The sequence below is a fragment of the Streptomyces harbinensis genome, from assembly GCF_900116145.1.
Taxonomy (GTDB): Bacteria; Actinomycetota; Actinomycetes; order Streptomycetales; family Streptomycetaceae; genus Streptomyces; species Streptomyces carpaticus.
Window position 1 is genome coordinate 100,959 of the sequence record NZ_FPAB01000004.1, and the last position, 20,863, is coordinate 121,821.

20 protein-coding genes are annotated in these 20,863 nt (G+C 72.4%); 7 read left to right on the forward strand and 13 right to left on the reverse strand.

The features are described 5' to 3' along the window. Positions 1-132 precede the first annotated feature (132 nt). The 4 genes from BM385_RS11865 to BM385_RS11880 are packed head-to-tail and all read left to right on the forward strand — an operon-like array spanning position 133 to position 4,860. On the forward strand, positions 133-1,644 hold the full coding sequence (locus BM385_RS11865; protein WP_093843016.1) for an ABC transporter permease: 1,512 nt from the start codon (positions 133-135) through the stop codon (positions 1,642-1,644). Between the two features lie 11 nt (positions 1,645-1,655). Continuing rightward, positions 1,656-2,681, forward strand: coding sequence for an ABC transporter permease (locus BM385_RS11870; protein ID WP_093843017.1), 1,026 nt, complete (start codon positions 1,656-1,658; stop codon positions 2,679-2,681). Beyond that, on the forward strand, positions 2,681-3,823 hold the full coding sequence (locus BM385_RS11875; protein WP_051131015.1) for an ABC transporter ATP-binding protein: 1,143 nt from the start codon (positions 2,681-2,683) through the stop codon (positions 3,821-3,823). The genes BM385_RS11870 and BM385_RS11875 overlap by 1 nt, the downstream gene beginning before the upstream one ends. Then, complete coding sequence (locus BM385_RS11880; protein WP_019431998.1) at positions 3,823-4,860, forward strand: ABC transporter ATP-binding protein; 1,038 nt, start codon at positions 3,823-3,825, stop codon at positions 4,858-4,860. Before BM385_RS11875 ends, BM385_RS11880 begins: the two co-directional genes overlap by 1 nt. A 69-nt stretch (positions 4,861-4,929) precedes the next feature. On the opposite strand, the gene BM385_RS11885 is transcribed toward BM385_RS11880, so the two are convergent. The 3 genes from BM385_RS11885 to clpB all read right to left on the reverse strand — a co-directional run bounded on the left by BM385_RS11885 (position 4,930) and on the right by clpB (position 8,537). Then, a complete protein-coding gene (locus BM385_RS11885; protein ID WP_019431999.1) occupies positions 4,930-5,226 on the reverse strand; it encodes an MTH1187 family thiamine-binding protein in 297 nt (98 codons plus the stop codon). Continuing rightward, positions 5,223-5,858 carry a YbjN domain-containing protein gene (locus tag BM385_RS11890; protein WP_254791527.1) on the reverse strand — a complete coding sequence of 212 codons (636 nt, stop codon included), beginning with the start codon at positions 5,856-5,858 and terminating at the stop codon, positions 5,223-5,225. Before BM385_RS11890 ends, BM385_RS11885 begins: the two co-directional genes overlap by 4 nt. A gap of 93 nt (positions 5,859-5,951) precedes the next feature. Next, on the reverse strand, positions 5,952-8,537 hold the full coding sequence (gene clpB, locus BM385_RS11895; protein WP_019432001.1) for an ATP-dependent chaperone ClpB: 2,586 nt from the start codon (positions 8,535-8,537) through the stop codon (positions 5,952-5,954). A gap of 60 nt (positions 8,538-8,597) precedes the next feature. On the opposite strand from clpB, the gene BM385_RS27110 reads away from it, so the two are divergent. Next, a complete protein-coding gene (locus tag BM385_RS27110; RefSeq protein WP_093843019.1) occupies positions 8,598-8,846 on the forward strand; it encodes a Uma2 family endonuclease in 249 nt (82 codons plus the stop codon). A gap of 59 nt (positions 8,847-8,905) precedes the next feature. Further along, positions 8,906-9,718, forward strand: a complete 813-nt coding sequence (locus BM385_RS11905; protein WP_093843020.1) for a nucleotidyltransferase family protein — start codon at positions 8,906-8,908, stop codon at positions 9,716-9,718. On the opposite strand, the gene BM385_RS11910 is transcribed toward BM385_RS11905, so the two are convergent. Then, a complete protein-coding gene (locus BM385_RS11910) occupies positions 9,715-10,542 on the reverse strand; it encodes a trypsin-like serine peptidase (protein ID WP_093843021.1) in 828 nt (275 codons plus the stop codon). The two genes, BM385_RS11905 and BM385_RS11910, sit on opposite strands and share 4 nt — an antisense overlap. Positions 10,543-10,842: 300 nt before the next feature. Here BM385_RS11910 and BM385_RS11915 point away from each other — a divergent pair, with 300 nt between their 5' ends. Beyond that, the gene (locus BM385_RS11915; protein WP_093843022.1) at positions 10,843-11,487 is read left to right on the forward strand and encodes a phosphatase PAP2 family protein; all 645 of its coding nucleotides are present in this window, start codon (positions 10,843-10,845) and stop codon (positions 11,485-11,487) included. A 105-nt stretch (positions 11,488-11,592) separates the two neighbouring features. Here the strand turns inward: BM385_RS11915 and BM385_RS27115 are convergent, their stop codons facing one another. The 9 genes from BM385_RS27115 to BM385_RS11960 form a co-directional block, all read right to left on the reverse strand. After that, positions 11,593-13,140 (reverse strand): hypothetical protein, encoded by a 1,548-nt coding sequence (locus BM385_RS27115; protein ID WP_093843023.1) that lies wholly within the window; start codon positions 13,138-13,140, stop codon positions 11,593-11,595. Further along, entirely contained in the window at positions 13,127-13,810 is a 684-nt protein-coding gene (locus BM385_RS11925) for an ATP-binding cassette domain-containing protein (RefSeq protein WP_093843024.1), read from the reverse strand. Before BM385_RS11925 ends, BM385_RS27115 begins: the two co-directional genes overlap by 14 nt. Beyond that, positions 13,807-14,580: an alpha/beta fold hydrolase gene (locus BM385_RS11930; RefSeq protein WP_093843025.1), complete on the reverse strand. Its 774-nt coding sequence runs from the start codon at positions 14,578-14,580 to the stop codon at positions 13,807-13,809. The genes BM385_RS11925 and BM385_RS11930 overlap by 4 nt, the downstream gene beginning before the upstream one ends. A 109-nt stretch (positions 14,581-14,689) precedes the next feature. After that, on the reverse strand, positions 14,690-15,175 hold the full coding sequence (locus tag BM385_RS11935) for a heat shock protein transcriptional repressor HspR (RefSeq protein WP_037755266.1): 486 nt from the start codon (positions 15,173-15,175) through the stop codon (positions 14,690-14,692). Positions 15,176-15,179: 4 nt separating this feature from the next. Then, complete coding sequence (gene dnaJ, locus BM385_RS11940; protein WP_019432008.1) at positions 15,180-16,382, reverse strand: molecular chaperone DnaJ; 1,203 nt, start codon at positions 16,380-16,382, stop codon at positions 15,180-15,182. 54 nt (positions 16,383-16,436) lie between these two features. Beyond that, on the reverse strand, positions 16,437-17,195 hold the full coding sequence (grpE, locus tag BM385_RS11945) for a nucleotide exchange factor GrpE (protein WP_019432009.1): 759 nt from the start codon (positions 17,193-17,195) through the stop codon (positions 16,437-16,439). Further along, positions 17,192-19,066, reverse strand: a complete 1,875-nt coding sequence (dnaK, locus tag BM385_RS11950; protein ID WP_019432010.1) for a molecular chaperone DnaK — start codon at positions 19,064-19,066, stop codon at positions 17,192-17,194. Before dnaK ends, grpE begins: the two co-directional genes overlap by 4 nt. 111 nt (positions 19,067-19,177) lie before the next feature. Then, positions 19,178-20,059: a peptidoglycan recognition protein family protein gene (locus BM385_RS11955; protein ID WP_093843026.1), complete on the reverse strand. Its 882-nt coding sequence runs from the start codon at positions 20,057-20,059 to the stop codon at positions 19,178-19,180. 7 nt (positions 20,060-20,066) lie between these two features. After that, positions 20,067-20,711: an NADPH-dependent F420 reductase gene (locus BM385_RS11960; protein ID WP_019432012.1), complete on the reverse strand. Its 645-nt coding sequence runs from the start codon at positions 20,709-20,711 to the stop codon at positions 20,067-20,069. Between the last annotated feature and the right edge of the window lie 152 nt (positions 20,712-20,863).

Genomic DNA, 20,863 nt, shown 5'->3' on the forward strand with positions numbered 1-20,863 from the left:
CCGCGCCGCGACCGCGGCAAGGCATACGCCTCACGGGGCCGGGCTTCATCACCCCCGGCCCCGTCTTCATTCGCACTCCCCCACCCCAGCCCTTCACCTCCCACACCACTCGCACCTTCAGGAGTCAGCGCCATGCTCGTCTTCATCGTGCGGCGGCTGTTCGTCTCGATCTGGGTGTTCTTCACCGCCACGATCGTGATCTTCTTCCTGGCCACCAAGGTCAAGGACCCGCTCGCCGACGCACGCCAGCTGCCGGACAACACGCGCGAGAGCGCGATGGCCGTGATCATCGAACGGATGCATCTGGACGAACCCTTCATCGTCAGATACTTCCTCTGGCTCGGGGACGCCATCCAAGGCGATCTCGGAGTGAACCGGCAGGGCCTGAGCGTCAACTCGATGCTGGACGCGGCCGTGAGCGCCACCCTGCAACTCGTCATCGGCGCCACCGTGATCTCGATCGTCATCGGCATCACCATCGGCGTCATCTCCGCACTGCGCCAGTACAGCGCCCTGGACCAGACCGTCACCTTCGTGGCGTTCGTCTGCTTCTCGCTGCCGTCGTTCTGGATCGCCACCCTCCTCAAGGAGTTCATGGCGATCGACTTCAACGACTGGCTGGCCGACCCCGTCATCTCCGTACCGTTCATCGCCGGGATTTCGCTGGTCACCGCGCTCACCGCCGGCGGCCTGGTGGTCGGCGACCGCCGCAGCCGGCTCACGGTCTTCGGCACCACGCTCGCCGGCATGGTGGTGCTGCTCGCGGCGCTCTCCGCCACCGGCTGGTTCAACGACCCGGGCCTGGGCCCGATCGTGGTCGCCCTCACCGCGCTCGGCGGCGCCATCGGCTTCACCGTCCTGGTCAGCGGCCTGGAGTGGGCACCGCCGCTGAAGGCCGCGCTCATATCCGCCGGCCTCGGCATCGTCGCCTACTTCGCGCTCGGCCCGGTCCTGAAGGACCCCAACCTGCTGACCCTGCTGCTGCTCGCGCTGGTCACCGCGGGCGTCGGGTACGGCGTCGGCTGGTACGTCGGCGGCGACCTGTACCGCCGCAACGCCATCCCGGCCGCGATCTTCACCGGCCTGTTCACCGGCGCGGTCATCTTCCTGGACCGGATGCTCCAGTCCTTCGCCTCCTACAGCGACTCGGTCGGCGGCCGGCCCATCTCCACCATCGGCGCCAGCACCCCCAACTACGACGGCACCTTCTGGCAGAGCGGCCTCGACTCGTTCGGCCACCTCGCCCTGCCCAGCCTGGCGCTGGTGCTGATCTCGCTGGCCACGTACTCCCGTTACACCCGCGCCAGCATGCTGGAGGTCATGAACCAGGACTACGTGCGCACCGCCCGCGCCAAGGGCCTGAGCGAGCGCGCCGTGGTCACCCGGCACGTGCTGCGCAACGGCATGATCCCGATCACCACCCTGGTGAGCTACGACATCGGCACCGTGCTCGGCGGCGCGGTCATCACCGAGAAGGTCTTCGGCTGGCGGGCCATGGGCACCATGCTGCTGGAAGGCATCGAGCAGGGCGACCCGATGCCGATCATGGCGTTCTTCCTGGTCTCCGGCGGCGCGATCATCGTCTTCAACATGATCGCGGACATCGCCTACGCCGTCCTCGACCCCCGCATCCGGCTGTCCTGAAGGAGATTGACATGACGGACGCACAGCGCGCAGCGCAGAAAGCCGGATCCGAGCCGGGACCGGAGGCCGCCGGCCCGCCCGGCACCGCGGACACCGCCGCCCAGGGCATGACCATCGTCGCCCGCAGCCAGGGCCAACTGGTCCGGCGCCGGTTCTTCCGGCACAAGGGCGCCATGGTCGGCCTGGTGCTGTTCATCCTGGTGGTCGGCCTGGCCGTGACCTCCATCGGTGCCGGGCCCATCCCCGGCTGGTGGGACAAGACGCCCACCGCCACCGCCACCGCCGTCGACGGCGGCCGGCCCACCCTCTCCGTCGTCCCCGAGTTCCTCGGCGGCGGCGGCGTCCACCTGGGCGAACACCCCTTCGGCCAGGACAACATCGGCCGCGACTACTTCGCCCTCACCATGCGCGGCGCCCAGGTCTCCCTGGTGATCGCGCTGCTGGTCGGCCTGATCGCCACCTTCGTGGGAACGGTCATCGGCGCCGCCGCCGGCTACTTCCGGGGCTGGACCGAGTCCACCCTGATGCGCTCCAGTGACGTGCTCATCGCCGTCCCCACCCTGCTGATCGCCGGTCTGATCGGCACCATGATCGCGGGTCGCGGCATCGTCCTGTTCGGCATCTTCCTGGGCCTGGTGACCTGGATGCAGACCGCCAGACTCGTCCGCGGTGAGGTGCTCTCGCTGCGCGAGAAGGAATTCGTGGAAGCGGCCCGCTCGGTGGGCACCTCCTCCCGGCGGATCATCTTCAAGCACATCCTGCCCAACACGATCGGCATCATCATCGTGTCGGTGACGCTGGCCATCGCCTCGGCGGTGCTGCTGGAGACGGGCCTGTCCTTCGTCGGCCTCGGCGTGCAGCCGCCGGACACCTCGCTCGGCCGGCTGATCAGCGACTACCAGACGGCGCTCGGCACCCGGCCCTGGCTCTTCTACTGGCCCGGTGTCTTCATCATCCTGATCGCTCTCTCGGTGAACTTCATCGGCGACGGTCTGCGTGACGCCTTCGATCCCCGACAGAACCGGGTGCGTGACTGATGTCTGTGACCAACCCCCCCGCCACTCCCGGCACCCCCGCCGTGACCGAGGCGGCCGAGGACGTGCACGAGGCACGCACCCTGGCCGACTCCCGGCCGCCCTCCGACGAAGCCATCCTCGAAGTCGAGAACCTGACCGTCGAGTTCCCGACGGACGACGGCGTGGTCCGCGCCGTACGCGGCGTCGACTACACCCTGCACGCCCGTGAGGTGCTGGGCATCGTCGGCGAGTCCGGATCCGGCAAGTCGGTGTCCTCGATGGCGGTCATGGGCCTGCTGCCCAAATCCGCCCGCATCAAGGGCTCCATCCGCTACCGGGGCCAGGAAATGCTCACCATGCGCCCCAAGGAGCAGCGGGCGCTGCGCGGCCGGAAGATCGCGATGATCTTCCAGGACCCGATGACCTCGCTCAACCCGGTCCGCACCATCGGCGACCAGCTGTCCGAGGCCGTCCTCGCGCACCATCTCGTCCCGCGCAAGGAAGCGCTGCGCCGGGCCAAGGACATGCTCGACCTGGTCGGCATCCCGCAGCCCGGGAAGCGGCTGGGCGCCTACCCGCACGAGTTCTCCGGCGGGATGCGGCAGCGGGTGATGATCGCCATGGCGATCATCAACGACCCGGACGTCATCATCGCCGACGAGCCCACCACGGCGCTCGACGTCACCGTCCAGGCGCAGATCCTGGAGAAGCTGCTGGAGGTCAAGGACGAGGTCAACGCGGCGATCCTGATGATCACCCACGACCTCGGGGTGATCGCCGGCATGGCGCACCGCACCCTGGTGATGTACGCGGGCAAGCCGGTCGAGATCGGCGGCACCGACCAGGTGTTCTACGAGCCGCGGATGCCGTACACCGCCGGTCTGCTGGGGTCGATCCCGTCCCTGGACGGCGACCGCGAGGACCGGCTGCGGCCGATCACCGGGACGCCCCCGTCCCTGATCCACCTGCCGGCCGGCTGTCCGTTCGCGCCGCGCTGCCCGCTGGCGACGGCGGAGTGCACGGAGAGCGAACCCGGGCTGACGGAGGCCGGCGAGGGCCACCGGGCGGCCTGCCACCACAGCGACCGGCTGGCCGCGGCGGACGACCCGACCGCGTTCTTCCGCGACGACAGCTCCCCCATCACCGAAAGCGAGGAGGGGTGATGACGGCGACCACGGACCTGTCCAAGGCCCCCGAGAACACCACATCCGGCGAGGAACTGCTCACCGTCACCGACCTGGTGGTCAACTTCCCGGTGCGCGGCGGCGGGCTCTTCCGCCGGGTCGTCGGCCAGGTGCAGGCCGTCAGCGGGGTGTCGTTCGGCGTCCGCGCCGGCGAGACCCTGGGCGTGGTGGGCGAGTCGGGCTGCGGCAAGTCCACCACCGGGCGGGCCGTGCTCCAGCTGATCAAGCCGACCTCCGGGTCGGTGACGTTCGACGGCAAGGAGATCACCGGGCTCAAGCCGGCCCAGCTGCGGCCGGTGCAGCGCGAGACGGGCATGGTCTTCCAGGACCCGTACGCCTCGCTCAACCCGAAGCTGCCGGTGAACGACATCATCGCCGAGCCGCTGAAGGTGCAGGGGCAGTGGCGCGACGGCGGCAAGGACCGGGTCGCGGAGCTGCTGCGGCTGGTGGGGCTGAGCCCCGAGCACGGCAACCGCTACCCGCACGAGTTCTCCGGCGGCCAGCGGCAGCGCATCGGCATCGCGCGGGCGCTGGCGCTGTCGCCGAAGCTGCTGGTGCTGGACGAGCCGGTGTCGGCGCTGGACGTGTCGGTGCAGGCCGGGGTCGTGAACCTGCTGGAGGACATCCAGGACCAGCTGGGCGTCGCGTACGTCTTCATCGCGCACGACCTGTCGGTGGTGCGGCACATCTCCGACCGGGTGGCGGTGATGTACCTGGGCAAGGTGGTGGAGACCGGCACCCGGTCCGAGGTGTACGAGCGGCCCTCGCACCCGTACACGCAGGCGCTGCTGTCGGCGGCGCCGCTCGCGGACCCGAAGAAGGAGCGGCGGCGGCGCCGTACCGTCCTCACCGGTGACGTACCCAGCCCGCTGGACCCGCCCAGCGGCTGCCGGTTCCGCACCCGCTGCTGGAAGGCGCAGGACATCTGCGCCACCGAGGAGCCGCAGCTGAAGGACCGGGGCACCGGGCACCCGGTGGCCTGCCACTTCGCGGAGGAGGACACGGCGGTGGTGTGAGGCCGTACGGCACGCGGACGGGCCCCGGGGTCTCCCCCGGGGCCCGTCTTCTCGTCGTGTGCGCGCCGGTCAGCTCCCGGCGAGGTGGCGTTCGACGGTGGCGACCTTGGCGGTCAGCCCGTCGGTGACGCCCTCGCGCAGGTCGGCCTTGAGCACCAAGGAGACGCGGGCGGCGTGCGCCTGGACGGCCTCGGTGGCGCGCTTGACGACGTCCATCACCTCGTCCCACTCGCCCTCGACGCTGGTGAACATGGCGTCGGTGCGGTTCGGCAGGCCGCTGTCGCGGACGACGCGGACGGCGGCGGCGACCGCCTCGCCGACGTCCTCACCGGCGCCGATGGGGGTGACGGAGAAGGCGACGATCACGAGGTGGCACCGCCGCTCGTACCGCCCTCGCCCCCGGTGCCGTCGGTCCCGCCGTTGGTGCCGTTGGTGCCGTTCCCGCCCTCGTCGCCGCCGTCGCCGTCGCCGGACTCGGCGTCCTTCTCCAGTCCGAGGGTCTCCACCAGCCACTTGTCGAACTCGATGGCGGCCCGGATCCAGCTGACGGCGGTGTTCACGAAGTGGTCCGGGGCCACGCCGAGACCGATGAGCATCTGCGCCTCACCGATGAGACGGACCGTTCCGTCGTCATTGGTGTGGGTGTAGACCTTCGGCCACAGCGTGCGGCGGTTCCACTCGTCGATGGTCTCCAGCAGCCGGCCTTTTTCCTCGATGGTGTGCGGCCGGTCGTAGAAGGTCCGGACCGACAGGATCCGCTGCTGCTTCTCACCGCGGAACATGAAATACGTACGGAACTTCTCCCAGGGGGCGACCAGATCGCCCTCCTTGTCCGTGACGTACTTCAGCTTCATGCGCTCCAGCAACTGCTTGATCAGGTCCTGGTTGGGCATGATCGGCCCGGCCGGCTTCCTCGCTCCGCCCTGACCAGGGGTCTTGTTCTCCGGCTTCTCCGGTTGGCCGCCGAAGTTCGGAATTGCGGAGGGATCGACAGACACGGGATGGGTCCCTTTCCTCGGTTAAGGAGACACTGCCATCCTCGCTCATCCCCGCCCCGTTCTGGCAAGCAGTACGGGGCGGGAAAGATCACCTCACCCGGCCGCCGCCGGCGTCACCCGCAGGGCGCCGCCGTCCGGGTCCGGCTCGACCCGCACGGTGTCCCCGTCCCGGATCTCGCCGGCCAGGATGCGCCGTGCCAGCTGGTCGCCGATCGCGCTCTGCACCAGCCGGCGCAGCGGACGGGCCCCGTACGCCGGGTCCAGACCCTCCTCGGCCAGCCAGGTCAGCGCCGGTTCGGTGATGTCCAGGGTGAGCCGGCGGTCGGCGAGCCGGCGCTGGAGCGAGTCGATCTGGAGCCGGGCGATCCGGCTCAGCTCGGCGGTGCCCAGCGCGCTGAAGATCACCAGATCGTCCAGCCGGTTCAGGAACTCGGGACGGAAGGCCGCCCGCACCGCCGCCAGCACCTGCTCGCGCTGCTCGTGCGGCTTGGCCAGCGGGTCCATGAGGTGCTGGCTGCCGAGGTTGGAGGTGAGGATGAGGATGGTGTTGCGGAAGTCGACGGTACGGCCCTGGCCGTCCGTCAGCCGGCCGTCGTCCAGCACCTGGAGGAGGATGTCGAACACCTCGTGGTGCGCCTTCTCCACCTCGTCCAGGAGCACGACCGTGTACGGGCGGCGGCGGACCGCCTCGGTGAGCTGGCCGCCCTCCTCGTACCCCACGTAGCCGGGGGGCGCCCCGACCAGCCGGGCCACCGAGTGCTTCTCGCTGTACTCGCTCATGTCGATGCGGACCATGGCGCGTTCGTCGTCGAAGAGGAAGTCGGCCAGCGCCTTGGCCAGCTCGGTCTTGCCGACGCCGGTCGGGCCGAGGAAGAGGAACGAGCCGGTGGGCCGGTCGGGGTCCGCGACCCCGGCCCGGGAGCGGCGCACGGCGTCCGAGACGGCCCGTACGGCGTCGAGCTGGCCGATCAGCCGGCGGCCCAGCTCCTCCTCCATCCGCAGCAGCTTCTCGCTCTCCCCCTCCAGCAGCCGGCCGGCCGGGATGCCGGTCCAGGAGGAGACCACATCGGCGATGTCGTCCGGGCCGACCTCCTCCTTGACCATGGTCGCGCGGGCGGCGGTCTCCTGCTCGGCCTCGGCGGCGTCCGCCAGCTCCCGCTCCAGGGCCGGGATCTCGGCGTACAGCAGCTTGGAGGCGGTCTCGAAGTCGCCGTCGCGCTGGGCGCGCTCGGCCTGGCCGCGCATGTCGTCCAGCCGCTCCTTCAGCTCACCGACGCGGTTGAGGCCCTGCTTCTCCTTCTCCCAGCGGGCGGTCAGGCCGCGCAGTTCCTCCTCGCGGTCGGCGAGTTCGCGGCGCAGCCGGGCCAGCCGCTCCCGGGAGGTGGCGTCGGACTCGTTGACCAGAGCCAGCTCCTCCATGCGGAGCCGGTCGACCGAACGCTGGAGTTCGTCGATCTCCACCGGCGAGGAGTCGATCTCCATCCGGAGCCGGGAGGCCGCCTCGTCCACCAGGTCGATGGCCTTGTCCGGGAGGAAGCGGGAGGTGATGTAGCGATCCGAGAGGGTGGCGGCGGCCACCAGCGCGGCGTCGGCGATCTGGACCTTGTGGTGCGCCTCGTAGCGGCCCTTGAGTCCGCGGAGGATCGCGATGGAGTCCTCGACGCCGGGCTCGGCCACCAGGACCTGCTGGAAGCGGCGCTCCAGCGCCGGGTCCTTCTCGATGCGCTCGCGGTACTCGTCCAGGGTGGTGGCGCCGACCATGCGCAGCTCGCCGCGGGCCAGCATGGGCTTGAGCATGTTGCCCGCGTCCATGGCGGAGTCGCCGCCGGCGCCCGCGCCGACGACGGTGTGGAGCTCGTCGATGAAGGTGACGATCTGGCCGTCTGACGCCTTGATCTCGGCGAGGACGGCCTTCAGCCGCTCCTCGAACTCGCCCCGGTACTTGGCCCCGGCCACCATGGCGCCCAGATCGAGGGAGACCAGGCGCTTGTTCTTCAGGGACTCGGGGACGTCGCCCTTGACGATGCGCTGGGCCAGCCCCTCGACGACGGCGGTCTTGCCGACGCCGGGCTCGCCGATGAGGACGGGGTTGTTCTTGGTGCGGCGGGAGAGCACCTGAACGACGCGGCGGATCTCGTGGTCACGGCCGATGACCGGGTCCAGCTTGCCCTCGCGGGCGGCGGCGGTGAAGTCGGTGCCGTACTTCTCCAGCGCCTTGTAGGTGTTCTCGGGATCGGCGGTGGTGACGCGCCGGGAACCCCGGGAGCTCTGGAAGGCGTCGGTGAGGGCCCGGGCGTCCAGCGGCTCGCCGGCCTTGCCGCCCTGGGCGGCGATCGCGATGAGGAGGTGTTCGGTGGAGACGAAGGAGTCGCCGAGGTCGCCGGCCCGGCGCCCCGCGTCGGCGAGGACGGCCATCAGCTCGCGGTTGGGCTGCGGCCGGCTGACGGTGCTGCCCTGCACGGTGGGCAGCGCCCCGAGCAGCCGCTCGGCACCGGCCCGCAGCGCGGCGGCGTCGGCACCGGCGGAGGCGAGCAGATCGCGGATGTTCTCGTTGTCCTGCCCTTCGAGCAGGGCGAGCAGCAGATGCGCCGGGGTGATGTCACTGTGCCCATCGGTGAGCGCCCGGTCATTGGCGCCACTGATCGCTTCCCGGCTCCTGTTGGTCAGCTCGGCAGTCACGTCGCGTTACTCCTCGGCTTGCCTCATGGGTCATGCGATAAGTTGAGTCTACTCCACTCAATGCCGATCCACACCCGCCGCCACGGACGAGTACAGGGGGGCGAACGGGACCGGACTCTCGAGCGGCGCTGCTACGCACGGGCCGGCATCCCGCTCTATCTGCTGTGCGACCGCGAGCTGGAGACCGTCACCCTGCACAGCGAGCCGGGCAGCAACGACTACCGGACGGTCCTCTCGGTGACCTACGGCAAGTCCCTCCTACTGCCGGAGCCGTTCGGCTTCGAGCTGGAGACCGCCGACCTGATCTGATGTGCACACCCCCGGGAAATCCGCTGGCCGGACCGGAGGCGGGGCGGCACAGTGACGGTGTGGAGGCGAACGACCGGGGGCTGCGGGCGGACGGGACCATCGCGCGGGAGGGATCGCTCGACCGCGTGGGCGAGGCGTTCGTCCCGGTCGTCGCGGCGGCGCGGGAGCGGATCGGCGCGGTGTTCGGCCCGGACCGGCTGCACAGCGCGTACCTCTATGGCAGTGTCCCGCGCGGCACCGCCGTGCCCGGGGTCTCCGATCTCGACCTTCAGCTCGCGCTCCATCACGCGCCGGGTCCGGCCGAGCGTGCCGACGCCACGGCGCTCGAAGCCGCGCTCGACGCCGCGTTCCCCCAGCTCGACGGGGTGGGCATCCTGCTCTCCGGCCGGGACGAGTTGCTGAGCCCGTCCCAGCGGTACGACGCCGGGTTCTTCCTCGCTTGTCTGTGCACCCCGCTGCTCGGGCCCGATCTGGCGGAGCGGCTGCCCCGCTACCGCCCCACCTCTCTCCTGGCCCGCGAGACCAACGGCGATCTGGCCCGCCTCCTCCCTGGCTGGCGGCGCGCGGCGGCCGAGGCGGCCACCGGGGCCGAGCGCCGGGCGCTGGCCAGACGGGTCGGGCGGCGGCTGGTGCGCACCGGGTTCACCCTCGTCATGCCCCGCTGGGGCGGCTGGACCAGCGACCTGGAGCGGTCCGCCGAGATCTTCGGCCATACCTATCCGCGGCGCGCCGGGCAGATGCGGCTGGCGGCGGCCACCGCACGGCGTCCGGCCGCCGACCCGGCGGCACTGGGTGCGCTCATCGAGGACCTGGCGCCCTGGCTCGCCGACGAGTACGCCGCCGTGCACGGCGTACCGCTCCGGTCGCGCTAGGTGTTCGGTCCATCCGCCGTCGCCGCCACCGCCGCCGCCAGCAGGTCCTCGGCCTCCGCCGGGAAGGGACGGCCCACCACCGTGCCGGTACCGGTGCCCGCCGACATCACCGCTACCACCGTGCCGGTGCCGGTGGCGGGGTCGTATCCCTGGAGCCAGGGGCCGCCGCTGGTGCCCTCGGTGAGGTCGCAGTCCTCCAGCAGCAGCCCGCCCGCGTTGACGGGCGGGGCGTCCGGGCCGTCGAGCACCTGGGTCGGGCCCGAGCAGGAGCGCAGCGACTCGCCGTCGTACGGGGCTGCCGCCGGGTAGCCGAGCACCGCCACGTCCCGGTCGGCCGGCACCGGCGCGAACACCAGCGTGTGCGCCCCGTGCGTCTGCTGGAGGGTGCGCCCCGCTTTCCGTTCCACCGTCAGGAACGCGTAGTCGTGGGGCAGCAGCTCGGCGATGTCCCCGCCCTCCTGCGGCTGCCACGCGGCGGGGGTGTGGAAGGAGAGCACCCGCCAGCCGTCCTCCTGATAGGTCGCGAGGCCGTGGTCGTAGCCCGGCACGAACCACACCTCGGCGGGCGGCTCCGGCCGGTCCGGGGCGCTGACGCAGTGCGCGGCGGTGGCGACGACGCTGCCGCCCGGCGCGTCCACGACGGCGCCGGAACACACCCCGAGCCGGCCGCTGTCGTCCAGCTCCCAGAGGATCTTGCCGACCGTGCCGGGCGCGCCGCCGGCCCACGGCTCGGAGGCCAGCGCGGCGGGGGCGGTGGCTCCGTGCACGGTGACGGTGAGCACGGCGGCGGTGGCGGCGGACAGCAGCCGGCGGTGGACGTCCATGCCGGACACGCTGCGGGTGGCGCCGGGCCGTGTCCAGCCGCACCACTCGATCGGGTGAAGAGGTCACGGTTCGGTAACGCGACGGTGGTGCCGGATCGTCTTCAGAGTGTGGACGGCCGAGAGCAACGTCCATGCGGCACCCGCCTCCTGACGTGGAGGGGGACCGCCTTACCCACGGCACCCGCCCAGGACGGAAGGACACCATCATGCGCCGACACCACCCCCTCGCCCTCCCCTTTCCGTGCCCGCCCGCCCGCGCGGTGACGGGCCGTCCGGACGGTTGGGGCCTAACCTGCCCCAATGGCCCGCTCATTGCTGACCGCCGCCGTGACCGGCGCGCTGTTCACGCTGCTGACGGTGGCGGTGTTCCTCCACGGCCGGGAGCCGTTCGGGATCGACACCGCGCTCACCAGCTGGTTCCTCGATCACCGCTCCCCGGGGCTCACCCGGCTGGTCACCGCCGTCACCGATACCGGGACGGGGGTGGGCCCGATCCTGGTGATGGCGCTGGCCGGGGCCCTGGCGGGGCGGCGCTCCGGAGCGCCGGCGATCGGCGCGCTGGCGGGCGTGGGGGCGCTCGTGACGGGGCAGTTGCTGCGGTACACGCTGGTGTGGAGCATCGACCGCCCCCGGCCGCCGATGCCGGACTGGCTCACCCATGTGAACGGCCCGTCGTTTCCCTCGGGCCACACCACGACCACCGCGCTGGCCGGGTTCACCCTGATCACCGTGCTGCTGCTCACGGTACGGCGCGGCTGGCCGCGCACAGCGGCCGTGGCCGTGGTCGGCTGCTGGACGGTGGCGGTCGGCCTCAGCCGGATCTATCTCGGCGTGCACTATGTCACCGATGTGGTGGGCGGCTGGCTGCTCACGGGCTGCCTGGTGTCCCTGGTCCTCCCCGCCGTCCCCGCGCTGGCCCCCAAACGGATGGCCCTGCCGGTCTGACGCACCGGCGCCCCCGAACGGCGCGCCCGGGGCCGCGCGGTCCTTCCCGGACGGTGCCCGGAAGTGGCTGACCGTGGACAGACGGGAGTGGTGCGAGGGCCTGTTTCAGCTGATCGCGTACCGAACGGTGCGGCGCACCCACCCCGCCGTGCCCGCCGCCACCGCCAGCGTCCACGGGAGAGCCGCCCACAGCGGTATCCCCTGCACCGGGGCCAGCAGCGCCAGGGTCACCAGCGGCCCGCGGGCGTACCACAGGGCGGTCTGGAAGGGGCCGGTGTTCCCGGCCGGGGTCTCCACCCCGATCATCACGTGCGGCGGGACCTGCCCCCGGTAGGAGCTGACCAGCGCCGCCCCCACCAGCGCCGGGGCGGCGACCGCGAGCAGGGCCCCGCCGGCCGCGAGCGCCGGGGCGAGCAGCAGCACCGGCAGCGCCCCGTGCCACAGGGCCAGCGTGCCGGGCGCGTACGGCAGTTGGCCGGCCCGCCGGGTGTCGTCGCTGTCCAGCCGGGCGGGTTCGGTGAGCGCCCCGGCCGCCGGGTAGCCGGCGATCAGCGCGGCGAGTGGCCAGCCGGCGTGGGCCAGCAGGACCGCGAGCGCCGCCCACAGCGCCGCCGTCACCAGCCGTCCGGGGGCCCGCAGCAGTCCGGTGGCGTCCCGCCACGGGATCAGCAGCGCGGGCCGCCGGGGGAACGGCAGCCGCAGCCGCGGCGGTCGCGCGGGTGGCCGGCCGGTGTCGCGCACCACCGCGCGAGCCTGCCGCAGATTGCCGGTCAGGACCGAGGCGGCCAGCAGCGAGCCGGCCGCCGTGCGGGTACGCAGTGCGGCGGCCGGGATCGCGCCCGCCGCGCGATGGGCCACCAGCAGCAGCCACCCGGTGCCCGCCGAGCCGGCCAGCACCGCCAGCGGCCACCACGCGGCACCGCCGAGGCCGAGCGCCGCCGCCAGCGGCGCCACCGCCCAGCCCCACGGCCCGCTCCACAGCAGCCCGGCCCCCGCTGCCGCCGCCAGCCCCAGCACGGCCACCAGGGCCGCCGCCGTGCGGAACAGCCACCGGCCGTGCCGGGCGACCGCGCCCTCGTACCGTTCGACGAGCGTGCCGGCCGCCACCGCCAGCAGTCCGGTGAGCAGTCCGCCCCACGCGCCGGCCGCCACGGCCGGGGCCCAGGCCGCACCGCCGCCCGGCACCATCGCCCGCAGCAGGAACCCGGCAGCCGCGCCCGCGAGCAGCGTCGCCACCGCCACCCGGGCCAGCGCCGCCCACCAGTACGGCAGCAGCAGGCGGCGCCGGTCCACCGGGGTGGGCAGCAGCCAGCTGACCACCTCACCCGGCAGCCGCACCGGCCCGCGCCACAGCGCGGTGCGCGCCGCGCCGTACAGGGCGAGGGCCAGCGCGGCGGGCAGTACGCCCGGCAGCGCCTCCAGCAGCCAGGCCGTCCGGTCGTTGACCCACAGCCCGCCGTCCGCCTCCGTCCCGGCGGTGCGTCCGGCGTCCACCAGATACGGCACCAGCCAGAACGCGACGATCAGCGACACCCCGTACAGCAGCAGCGCGTCCCCGCGCCGCTTGGCGCGCCGCTGGGGGCCGGTGAGCCGGTGCAGATGGCGCAGCGCGTCCTGCGGCGCACCGGCCAGGTCCTCGCTACCGTCCCGCACGGGGCCTCACCGTCACCGCGCCGTCGTCGAACTCCACCAGCCGGTCCGCCAGGCCCGGTTCCGCCGCGAGCGCCGCGTCATGGGTGGCCAGCAGGATCGCGGTACCGGCCGTCCGCTTGCGCCGGGCCAGCCGGGCGCCGAGCGAGGCCCTGGCGCGGGCGTCCAGCCGCTGCTCCGGCTCGTCGAGGACCAGCAGGTCGTGCGGCCTGACCAGCGCGGCGGCCAGCAGCATCGCCTGGGTCTGGCCGGAGGACAGCGCGCGGGGCAGCACGTCGGCGCGCTCGGTCAGCCGGTGTTCGGCCAGTTGATCCGTAACGGCCCGCTCGGCGGCCTCGCCGAGGCCGTGGGCGAGGGCGATGAGCATCAGATGCTCGCGCACCGTCAGATCCGGGTAGTACGCGGTGGGGTCGAGCGCCGTGGCGATCCGGGCCCGGGTGCCGGGGTCGTTCTCGTCCACCGGCCGGCCGGCGAACAGCACCTCGCCGGTCGTCGGCCGCAGTTGCCCGGTGGCCAGCCGCAGCAGGGTGGACTTGCCGCAGCCGTTCGGGCCCAGCAGCACCACGCACTCCCCGGGCGACAGATCGAGCGACACCGAGTGCAGAACCGGGGTCTCCCCGTAGGCGTGGCCGACCTCGCGCAGCGTGAGCAGCGCGGGTTCCGGTCCGGTCATGCCAGGAATTCCCGGACCGCCCGCGCCGTGCCCGCCGGGTCCTCGTCGTGAATCCAGTGGCCGGTGCCCGGGAACTCCAGCAGCCGGGTGCCGGGCCGCCGCGCGGTCATCTCCCGCGCCAGCGGCGCGGGCAGCAGGGTGCTGTGCTCGCCGTGCAGGACCAGCGCGGGACAGCTGGAGCCGAGCCATGCCTCCCACCAGTCGCCGACGCCGCCCCACTGGACCTCCATCATCGTGTCCCAGTCGAACAGCAGCCGCCAGCCGCCCTGTTCCGGGTCCTGGACGGCGCTGGCCATGAAGTAGGTGGCGTCCGGCACTCCGGCCGCTTCAATGGCCGCCGCGAGTGCCTCGCGGGTGGGCGCGGTGGCGGGCCAGCCGCGGACGTCCAGCACGGGGTGGGCGATCTCGGGCCGCCGCATCACCGGGCCGACGTCCTCGATGATCAGCGCCGAGACCAGGTCGGGGCGGTGGGCCGCCAGCCGGTAGGCGATGATCCCGCCGAGGGAGTGGCCGAACACCGCGATGGGCCGGCCGAGGTCCAGTTCGGTCAGCAGCCGTTCGGCGTCCGCCACGAACCGGTCGATGCCGAAGCCGCCCTCGCGGGGCGGGCAGTGGCCGTGACCGCGCTGGTCGGGGGCGATGACCCGGAAGGCCGGGCCGAGATCGGCGGCCAGCCGTTCGAAAACCGCGCCGCGGCCGAAGCTGCCGTGCAGCGCCAGCAGGGGTATGCCGTCACCGCCGGAATCGAGTCCAGGTCCTGTCCGTCGCATGATCGCAGCTTCTCATTCCCGGGCGGCGGACGGCCCGCGCTTTTTTCCGGGCCGCCCGCACGCGCGGGGGCCCGGTGCGGATACCGCACCGGGCCCCACCGCTGTCGGTTCAGCCGCGCCGCTCGGGGCGCCACACCACGACGGCGCCCTGGTGGGTGACGTCCTGGTACGGCACGAGATCGCGCCGGTAGGAGGCGTGCACCTGGGCCTCGCGCTGCCGCATGGCCAGCGCCGCGCCCTCCAGCGCCTGCTGCATCTCGGCGACCTGGGAGCGCAGGACGGCCACCTGGTGCTCCAGCTCGATGATGCGCTTGATCCCGGCGAGGTTGATGCCCTCGTCCTGGCTCAGCCGCTGCACCTCGCGCAGCAACTGGATGTCGCGCGCGGAGTACCGCCGCCCGCGCCCGGCCGTGCGGTCCGGGCAGACCAGGCCGAGCCGGTCGTACTGCCGCAGGGTCTGCGGGTGGAGACCGGACAGCTGGGCCGCGACCGAGATGACGTACACCGGGGTGTCGTCGGTCAGCGGGCCGGGGCCCGGCCCGCGGCCTCCACCTGGTGAGCGGGGCCCGGTTCCTGGTGCGTTCCAGCCGTCCATCTCGTCACTCTCCCTTCGCGGCCTCGAACAGCGCCGCCCGGGGATCCTCGTCCCCGGCTGCCGCTCGGTACTCCTCCAGGGCCTTGCGCGCCGGCTCGCTCAGATCGCGCGGGACCACTACCTCTATCGTGACCAGCAAATCACCGAGCGAACCGTCCTTGCGCACCGCGCCCTTGCCCCGGGCGCGCATGGTGCGCCCGCCGGGGGTACCGGGCGGCAGCTTCAGCGTGACGGGCGGGCCGCCGAGGGTGGGCACCGAGATCTCGCCGCCGAGGGCCGCCTCGGTGAAGCTCACCGGCACGGTGATGGTCAGATTGTCGCCACGGCGGCCGAAGACCGGGTGGTCGTCCACGTGCACGACCACGTACAGATCACCGGCCGGACCGCCGCGCTCGCCCGGGGCGCCCTTGCCGCGCAGCCGGATGCGCTGCCCGTCGCCGACGCCCGCCGGAATGCGCACCTGCATGGTGCGCGAACTGGTCGCCCGGCCACTGCCCCGGCACACCGAGCACGGGTCCTGGGCGATCAGCCCCCGGCCCTTGCAGTCCACGCACGGATCGGTGAGCGAGAACCCGCCCCCGCCGCCCCGGCTCACCTGGCCGGTGCCGACACAGGTCGGACACACCCGGGGGGTGCCGTTCTTGTCACCGGTACCCGAACACGCCTTGCACGCCGCGCTGGAGGACATCCGCAGCGGCACGGTGGCGCCCGAGACCGCCTCGGTGAAGCTGAGCGTCACCTCGGACTCCACGTCCTGCCCCCGGCGCGGCGCGGTGGTACGGGTCCCCGCGCCGCCCCGGTTGAACAGTCCGCCGAAGACATCGCCGATGCCTCCGCCGCCGAAGCCGCCGGCCGGGCCACCGGGCCCGCCCGGCGCGCCGGGACCGCCCTGGGTGCCGCCGAAGAGGTCACCCAGGTCGAAGTTGAACTGCTGGCCGCCCGCCCCGGGACCGGGCCGGAAGCCGCCACCGCCGAACAGGGCGCGCGCCTCGTCGTACTCCTTGCGGCGCTTCACGTCGCCGAGCACGTCGTAGGCCTCGGAGACGTCCTTGAACCGCTCCTCGGCGCGGGCGTCGCCCTTGTTGGCGTCCGGATGGTTCTCGCGGGCGAGCTTCCGGTACGCCTTCTTGATCTCCGCCTCGGTGGCGTCGCGCGGGACGCCGAGGACCTTGTAGTAGTCCTTCTCGATGAAGTCCTTGGTGCTCATCCCCGGCATCCCTCCTCCCCGATCGGTCCGTTCAGCAGCCGCATTCCCTCCGCCTCAGCCCTCGTCCGAACCGGCGGCACCGCTGCCGCCGGCCCCGTTCTCCGGCTCGGTGGACGATGCGCCGTCCTCCGGCTGGTCGGGCTTCGCCTCGTCCCCGGACGGCCCCGCCGCCTGCGCGGGGGCGCCCGGCTGCGGCTCGGCGACGCCGACCCGCGCGGGGCGGATCGTCCGGTCGCCGATCCGATACCCGGGCTGGAGGATCTGCACGCACGTCGTCTCGGTGACGTCCGGCGAGTAGCTGTGCATCAGGGCCTCGTGGATCGTCGGGTCGAAGGGCTCGCCCTCCTTGCCGAACTGCATCAGGCCCATCTTGGCCGCCACCGTCTCCAGCGACTCGGCCACCTGCTTGAAGCCACCCACCAGCTCGCCGTGGTCCCGGGCGCGGCCGATGTCGTCCAGCACCGGCAGCAGCTCGGTGAGCAGGTTCGCGACCGCGATCTCCTTGACGGCGACCCGGTCACGCTCCACCCGGCGGCGGTAGTTCTGGAACTCCGCCTGGAGCCGCTGGAGGTCCTGAGTGCGTTCGTTCAGCGCCGAGCGGGTCTGGTCGAGCTGCGCGGTCAGCGCCACCTCGACCGAGGGCTGCCCGGCGTCACCGCCCGCGCCACCCGGACCGGCGCCCTCACCCGGGCCCTGCGCCGCCCCGCCGTCCGGCTGCTCCGGCTCGGCGGGGGCGGCGTCCGGGTTCGGATGCGCGGCCTCGGCGTCGGGGACCTCGGGCTCCTTGTCGAAGCCCTGCGGGTCCTGGGTCACGCCGCACCACCCTTCGGCTTGTCGTCGTCCACGATCTCGGCGTCGACGACATCGTCGTCGCCGCCGGCCGCACCGCCCTGGGCACCGCCGGCCGCGCCCGCGCCCGCACCGGCACCCGCGCCGGCCGCCTGGGCGCCCTGCGCGTCGGCGTACATCGCCTGGCCCAGCTTCTGGCTGGTGGCGGCGACCTTCTCGGACGCCTCACGGATGGCCGCGGTGTCCTCGCCCTTCAGCTTCTCCTTGAGGTCGGCGACCGCGGTCTCCACCTCGGTCTTCACCTCGCCGGGAACCTTCTCGGCGTTCTCCTTGAGGAAGTTCTCCGTGGTGTAGACGAGCTGCTCGGCCTGGTTGCGGGTCTCCGCGGCCTCACGGCGGCGGTGGTCCTCGTCCGCGTACTGCTCGGCGTCGCGCATCATGCGCTCGATGTCGTCCTTCGGCAGCGCGGAGCCACCGGTGACGGTCATCCGCTGCTCCTTGCCGGTACCGAGGTCCTTGGCGGAGACGTGCATGATGCCGTTGGCGTCGATGTCGAAGGTGACCTCGATCTGCGGGACGCCGCGCGGCGCCGGCGGCAGACCGGTCAGCTCGAACATCCCGAGCTTCTTGTTGTACGCGGCGATCTCGCGCTCGCCCTGGTAGACCTGGATCTGCACGGACGGCTGGTTGTCCTCGGCCGTGGTGAAGATCTCCGAACGCTTGGTCGGGATCGTGGTGTTGCGCTCGATCAGCTTGGTCATGATGCCGCCCTTGGTCTCGATACCGAGGGACAGCGGGGTGACGTCCAGCAGCAGGACGTCCTTGACCTCACCCTTGAGCACACCGGCCTGGAGGCTGGCGCCGATGGCGACGACCTCGTCCGGGTTGACGCCCTTGTTGGCGTCCTTGCCGCCGGTCAGCTCGCGCACCAGCTCGGCGACCGCGGGCATCCGGGTGGAGCCACCGACGAGCACCACGTGGTCGATCTCGGACAGCTGGATGCCGGCGTCCTTGATGACGTTGTGGAACGGGGTCTTGCAGCGCTCCAGCAGGTCCGCGGTCAGCTGCTGGAACTGCGCCCGGGTGAGCTTCTCGTCCATGTGCAGCGGGCCCTCGGCGGACGCCGTGATGTAGGGCAGGTTGATCGTGGTCTCGGTGGACGAGGACAGCTCGATCTTGGCCTTCTCGGCGGACTCGCGCAGCCGCTGGAGGGCCATCTTGTCCTTGCTGAGGTCCACGCCGTGCGCGTTGGCGAACTGGCGCACCAGGTGGTCCACGACCCGCTGGTCCCAGTCGTCACCACCGAGGTGGTTGTCACCGTTGGTGGCCTTGACCTCCACCACGCCGTCGCCGATCTCCAGCAGCGAGACGTCGAACGTACCGCCACCGAGGTCGAAGACCAGGATGGTCTGGTCGTCCTTCTCCAGGCCGTAGGCGAGGGCGGCGGCGGTCGGCTCGTTGACGATCCGCAGCACGTTCAGGCCCGCGATCTCGCCGGCCTCCTTGGTGGCCTGCCGCTCGTGGTCGTTGAAGTACGCCGGGACGGTGATCACCGCGTCGGTGACCTTCTCGCCCAGGTATGCCTCCGCGTCCCGCTTCAGCTTCTGGAGGATGAACGCGGACATCTGCTGCGGATTGAAGTCCTTGCCGTCCAGGTTCACCTTCCAGTCGGTGCCCATGTGACGCTTGACCGAGCGGATGGTCCGGTCCACGTTGGTGACGGCCTGCCGCTTGGCGACCTCGCCGACGAGCACCTCACCGTTCTTCGCGAAGGCGACGACGGACGGCGTGGTCCTGGCGCCCTCGGCGTTGGTGATGACGGTGGGCTCACCGCCTTCGAGAACACTGACGACGGAGTTCGTCGTGCCCAGGTCGATGCCGACCGCTCGTGCCATTTCGGTTTCCTCCAGCACTGTTGAGTGAATCTGACTCAAGAGTGCCGCAGGCGGTGACCCACGTCAAATGACCTGAGCGAAGCAGGCTCAACTCTTATCCGTTCCTTACGCTCAAGGGGGCCCGGACGGCATCCGCGGCTCCTTCCGCACCGCCTCCTCCCCGGGCACGTCCGGCGCGTCCGGCGCCCCCGCCCCGCCACCGGCCAGGGCCTGCGCCGCCTCCGACCGCAGCCGGGCGGCCTCCGCCCGGATCGCCGGCAGCGCCGCGTACAGCGCCTCGCCGGGACAGTGCGTGTACGAGGTGTCGCGGTGCCCGGAGATCACCTCCACCTCCACCGCCGCCCCCTCCGCGAACCGGCTGTCGCCGTTCGTCGACACCAGCTGGGTACGCGCCCGCGGATCCACCCCCGAGCGCAGCTTCCAGGCGGCGATCCGGGCGATCGCGTCCAGCACCTCGCGCGGCGGCTCCAGCTGGTCGTAGGTACCGAGCACCGCGACCCCCACCGTGTCGCTGTTGAAGCCCTCGGTGTGCGCCCCGTAGGCGTTGCGCTCCAGACCGCCGGAGCGGCCCTCGTAGATCGTGCCGCACTTGTCGACCATGAAGTTGTAGCCGAGGTCGTCCCAGCCGCGCAGCCCCACGTGGTACGCGTACATCTCGCGCAGCAGATCGGGCGCCTCGGCGCAGTCGTAGGTGTCTGGGTGCGCGGTGTGGTGCACGAAGACGGCCTTGACGGCGCCGGTGTAGGTGGTCGGCCCCGAGCGCAGCGTCTCGTCCGCGCCCCACTCCGCCCGGGTGACGATCCCGGGCGGGCGGGCGATCGCCGCCTGCGTCACGGCCTCGGCGTCCTGCGCCCGCTCGCCGCCCGCCTCCTGCGGCCCGGCGCCGCGCACCCCGTCCCAGGTCACCAGCAGGGCCAGCGGCAGGACGGCGGCGGCCAGCGCGAAGCGGCGCCGGGTCGCCCCGGCGGCGGTGATGTCGGTCGTCTCCCTCACGCCACCCCTAGGAAATGATCTTGAGCGCGCCGGCCCAGTCGAAACCGAGCCGGTCCTGGACCGTCATGAGCAGGAACTGGAACCCCTCCAGCTCCCGCGCCCGGCGCAGCGGCCCGACGTCCAGCGGACGCAGCTCGCCGGAGGAGACCAGCTCGGCGACGGTGGCCTTGGCCCCCTCGTCGTCACCGGCGATGAACACATCCAGCCGCTGCCCGGCCACCTCCCCGGCGAGCAGCGTGCCGGCGAAGGTGGTGTTGAACGCCTTCACCACCGGCACCCCGGGCGCGGCCTCGGCGGCGATCTCCTCGGCCGCCGAGAGACCGAGGGGGGTGACGAGCGCGTCGAAGGTGCGGAAGTCCACCGGGTTGCAGATGTCGACGACGACCGAGCCGGTGAGCGCCGTGCCGTAGTCGGCGACCACCTCGCGCCCGGCGGGGTACGGCACGGCGAGCACGACGATGTCGGCGTCCTCGACGCCGATGGCGTCGGAGGGCTGCACATGTCCGGCCGGGTGCGCCTGGCGCAGTTCGTCGGCGAGGGCGCGCGCCTTGTCGGCGGAGTGGTCGATGAGTCGTACGGTGTGCCCGCCGACCAGGGCGCGGGTGGCGATGCCCCGCGCCATGCTGCCGGCGCCCACGATGGTGACGATCATGGGCATATCGCACCACGCGGGCCGGAACCCCGCATGTCGGCCCACCCGCTCGGGGGACCCGCAAGCCATGGAATCGTCCGCGCGGGGCAGGCATCGCCCATGATCCGCTCCACCTCCCCGCCCCGGCGGCACCACACGCCCGGACGCGGCCG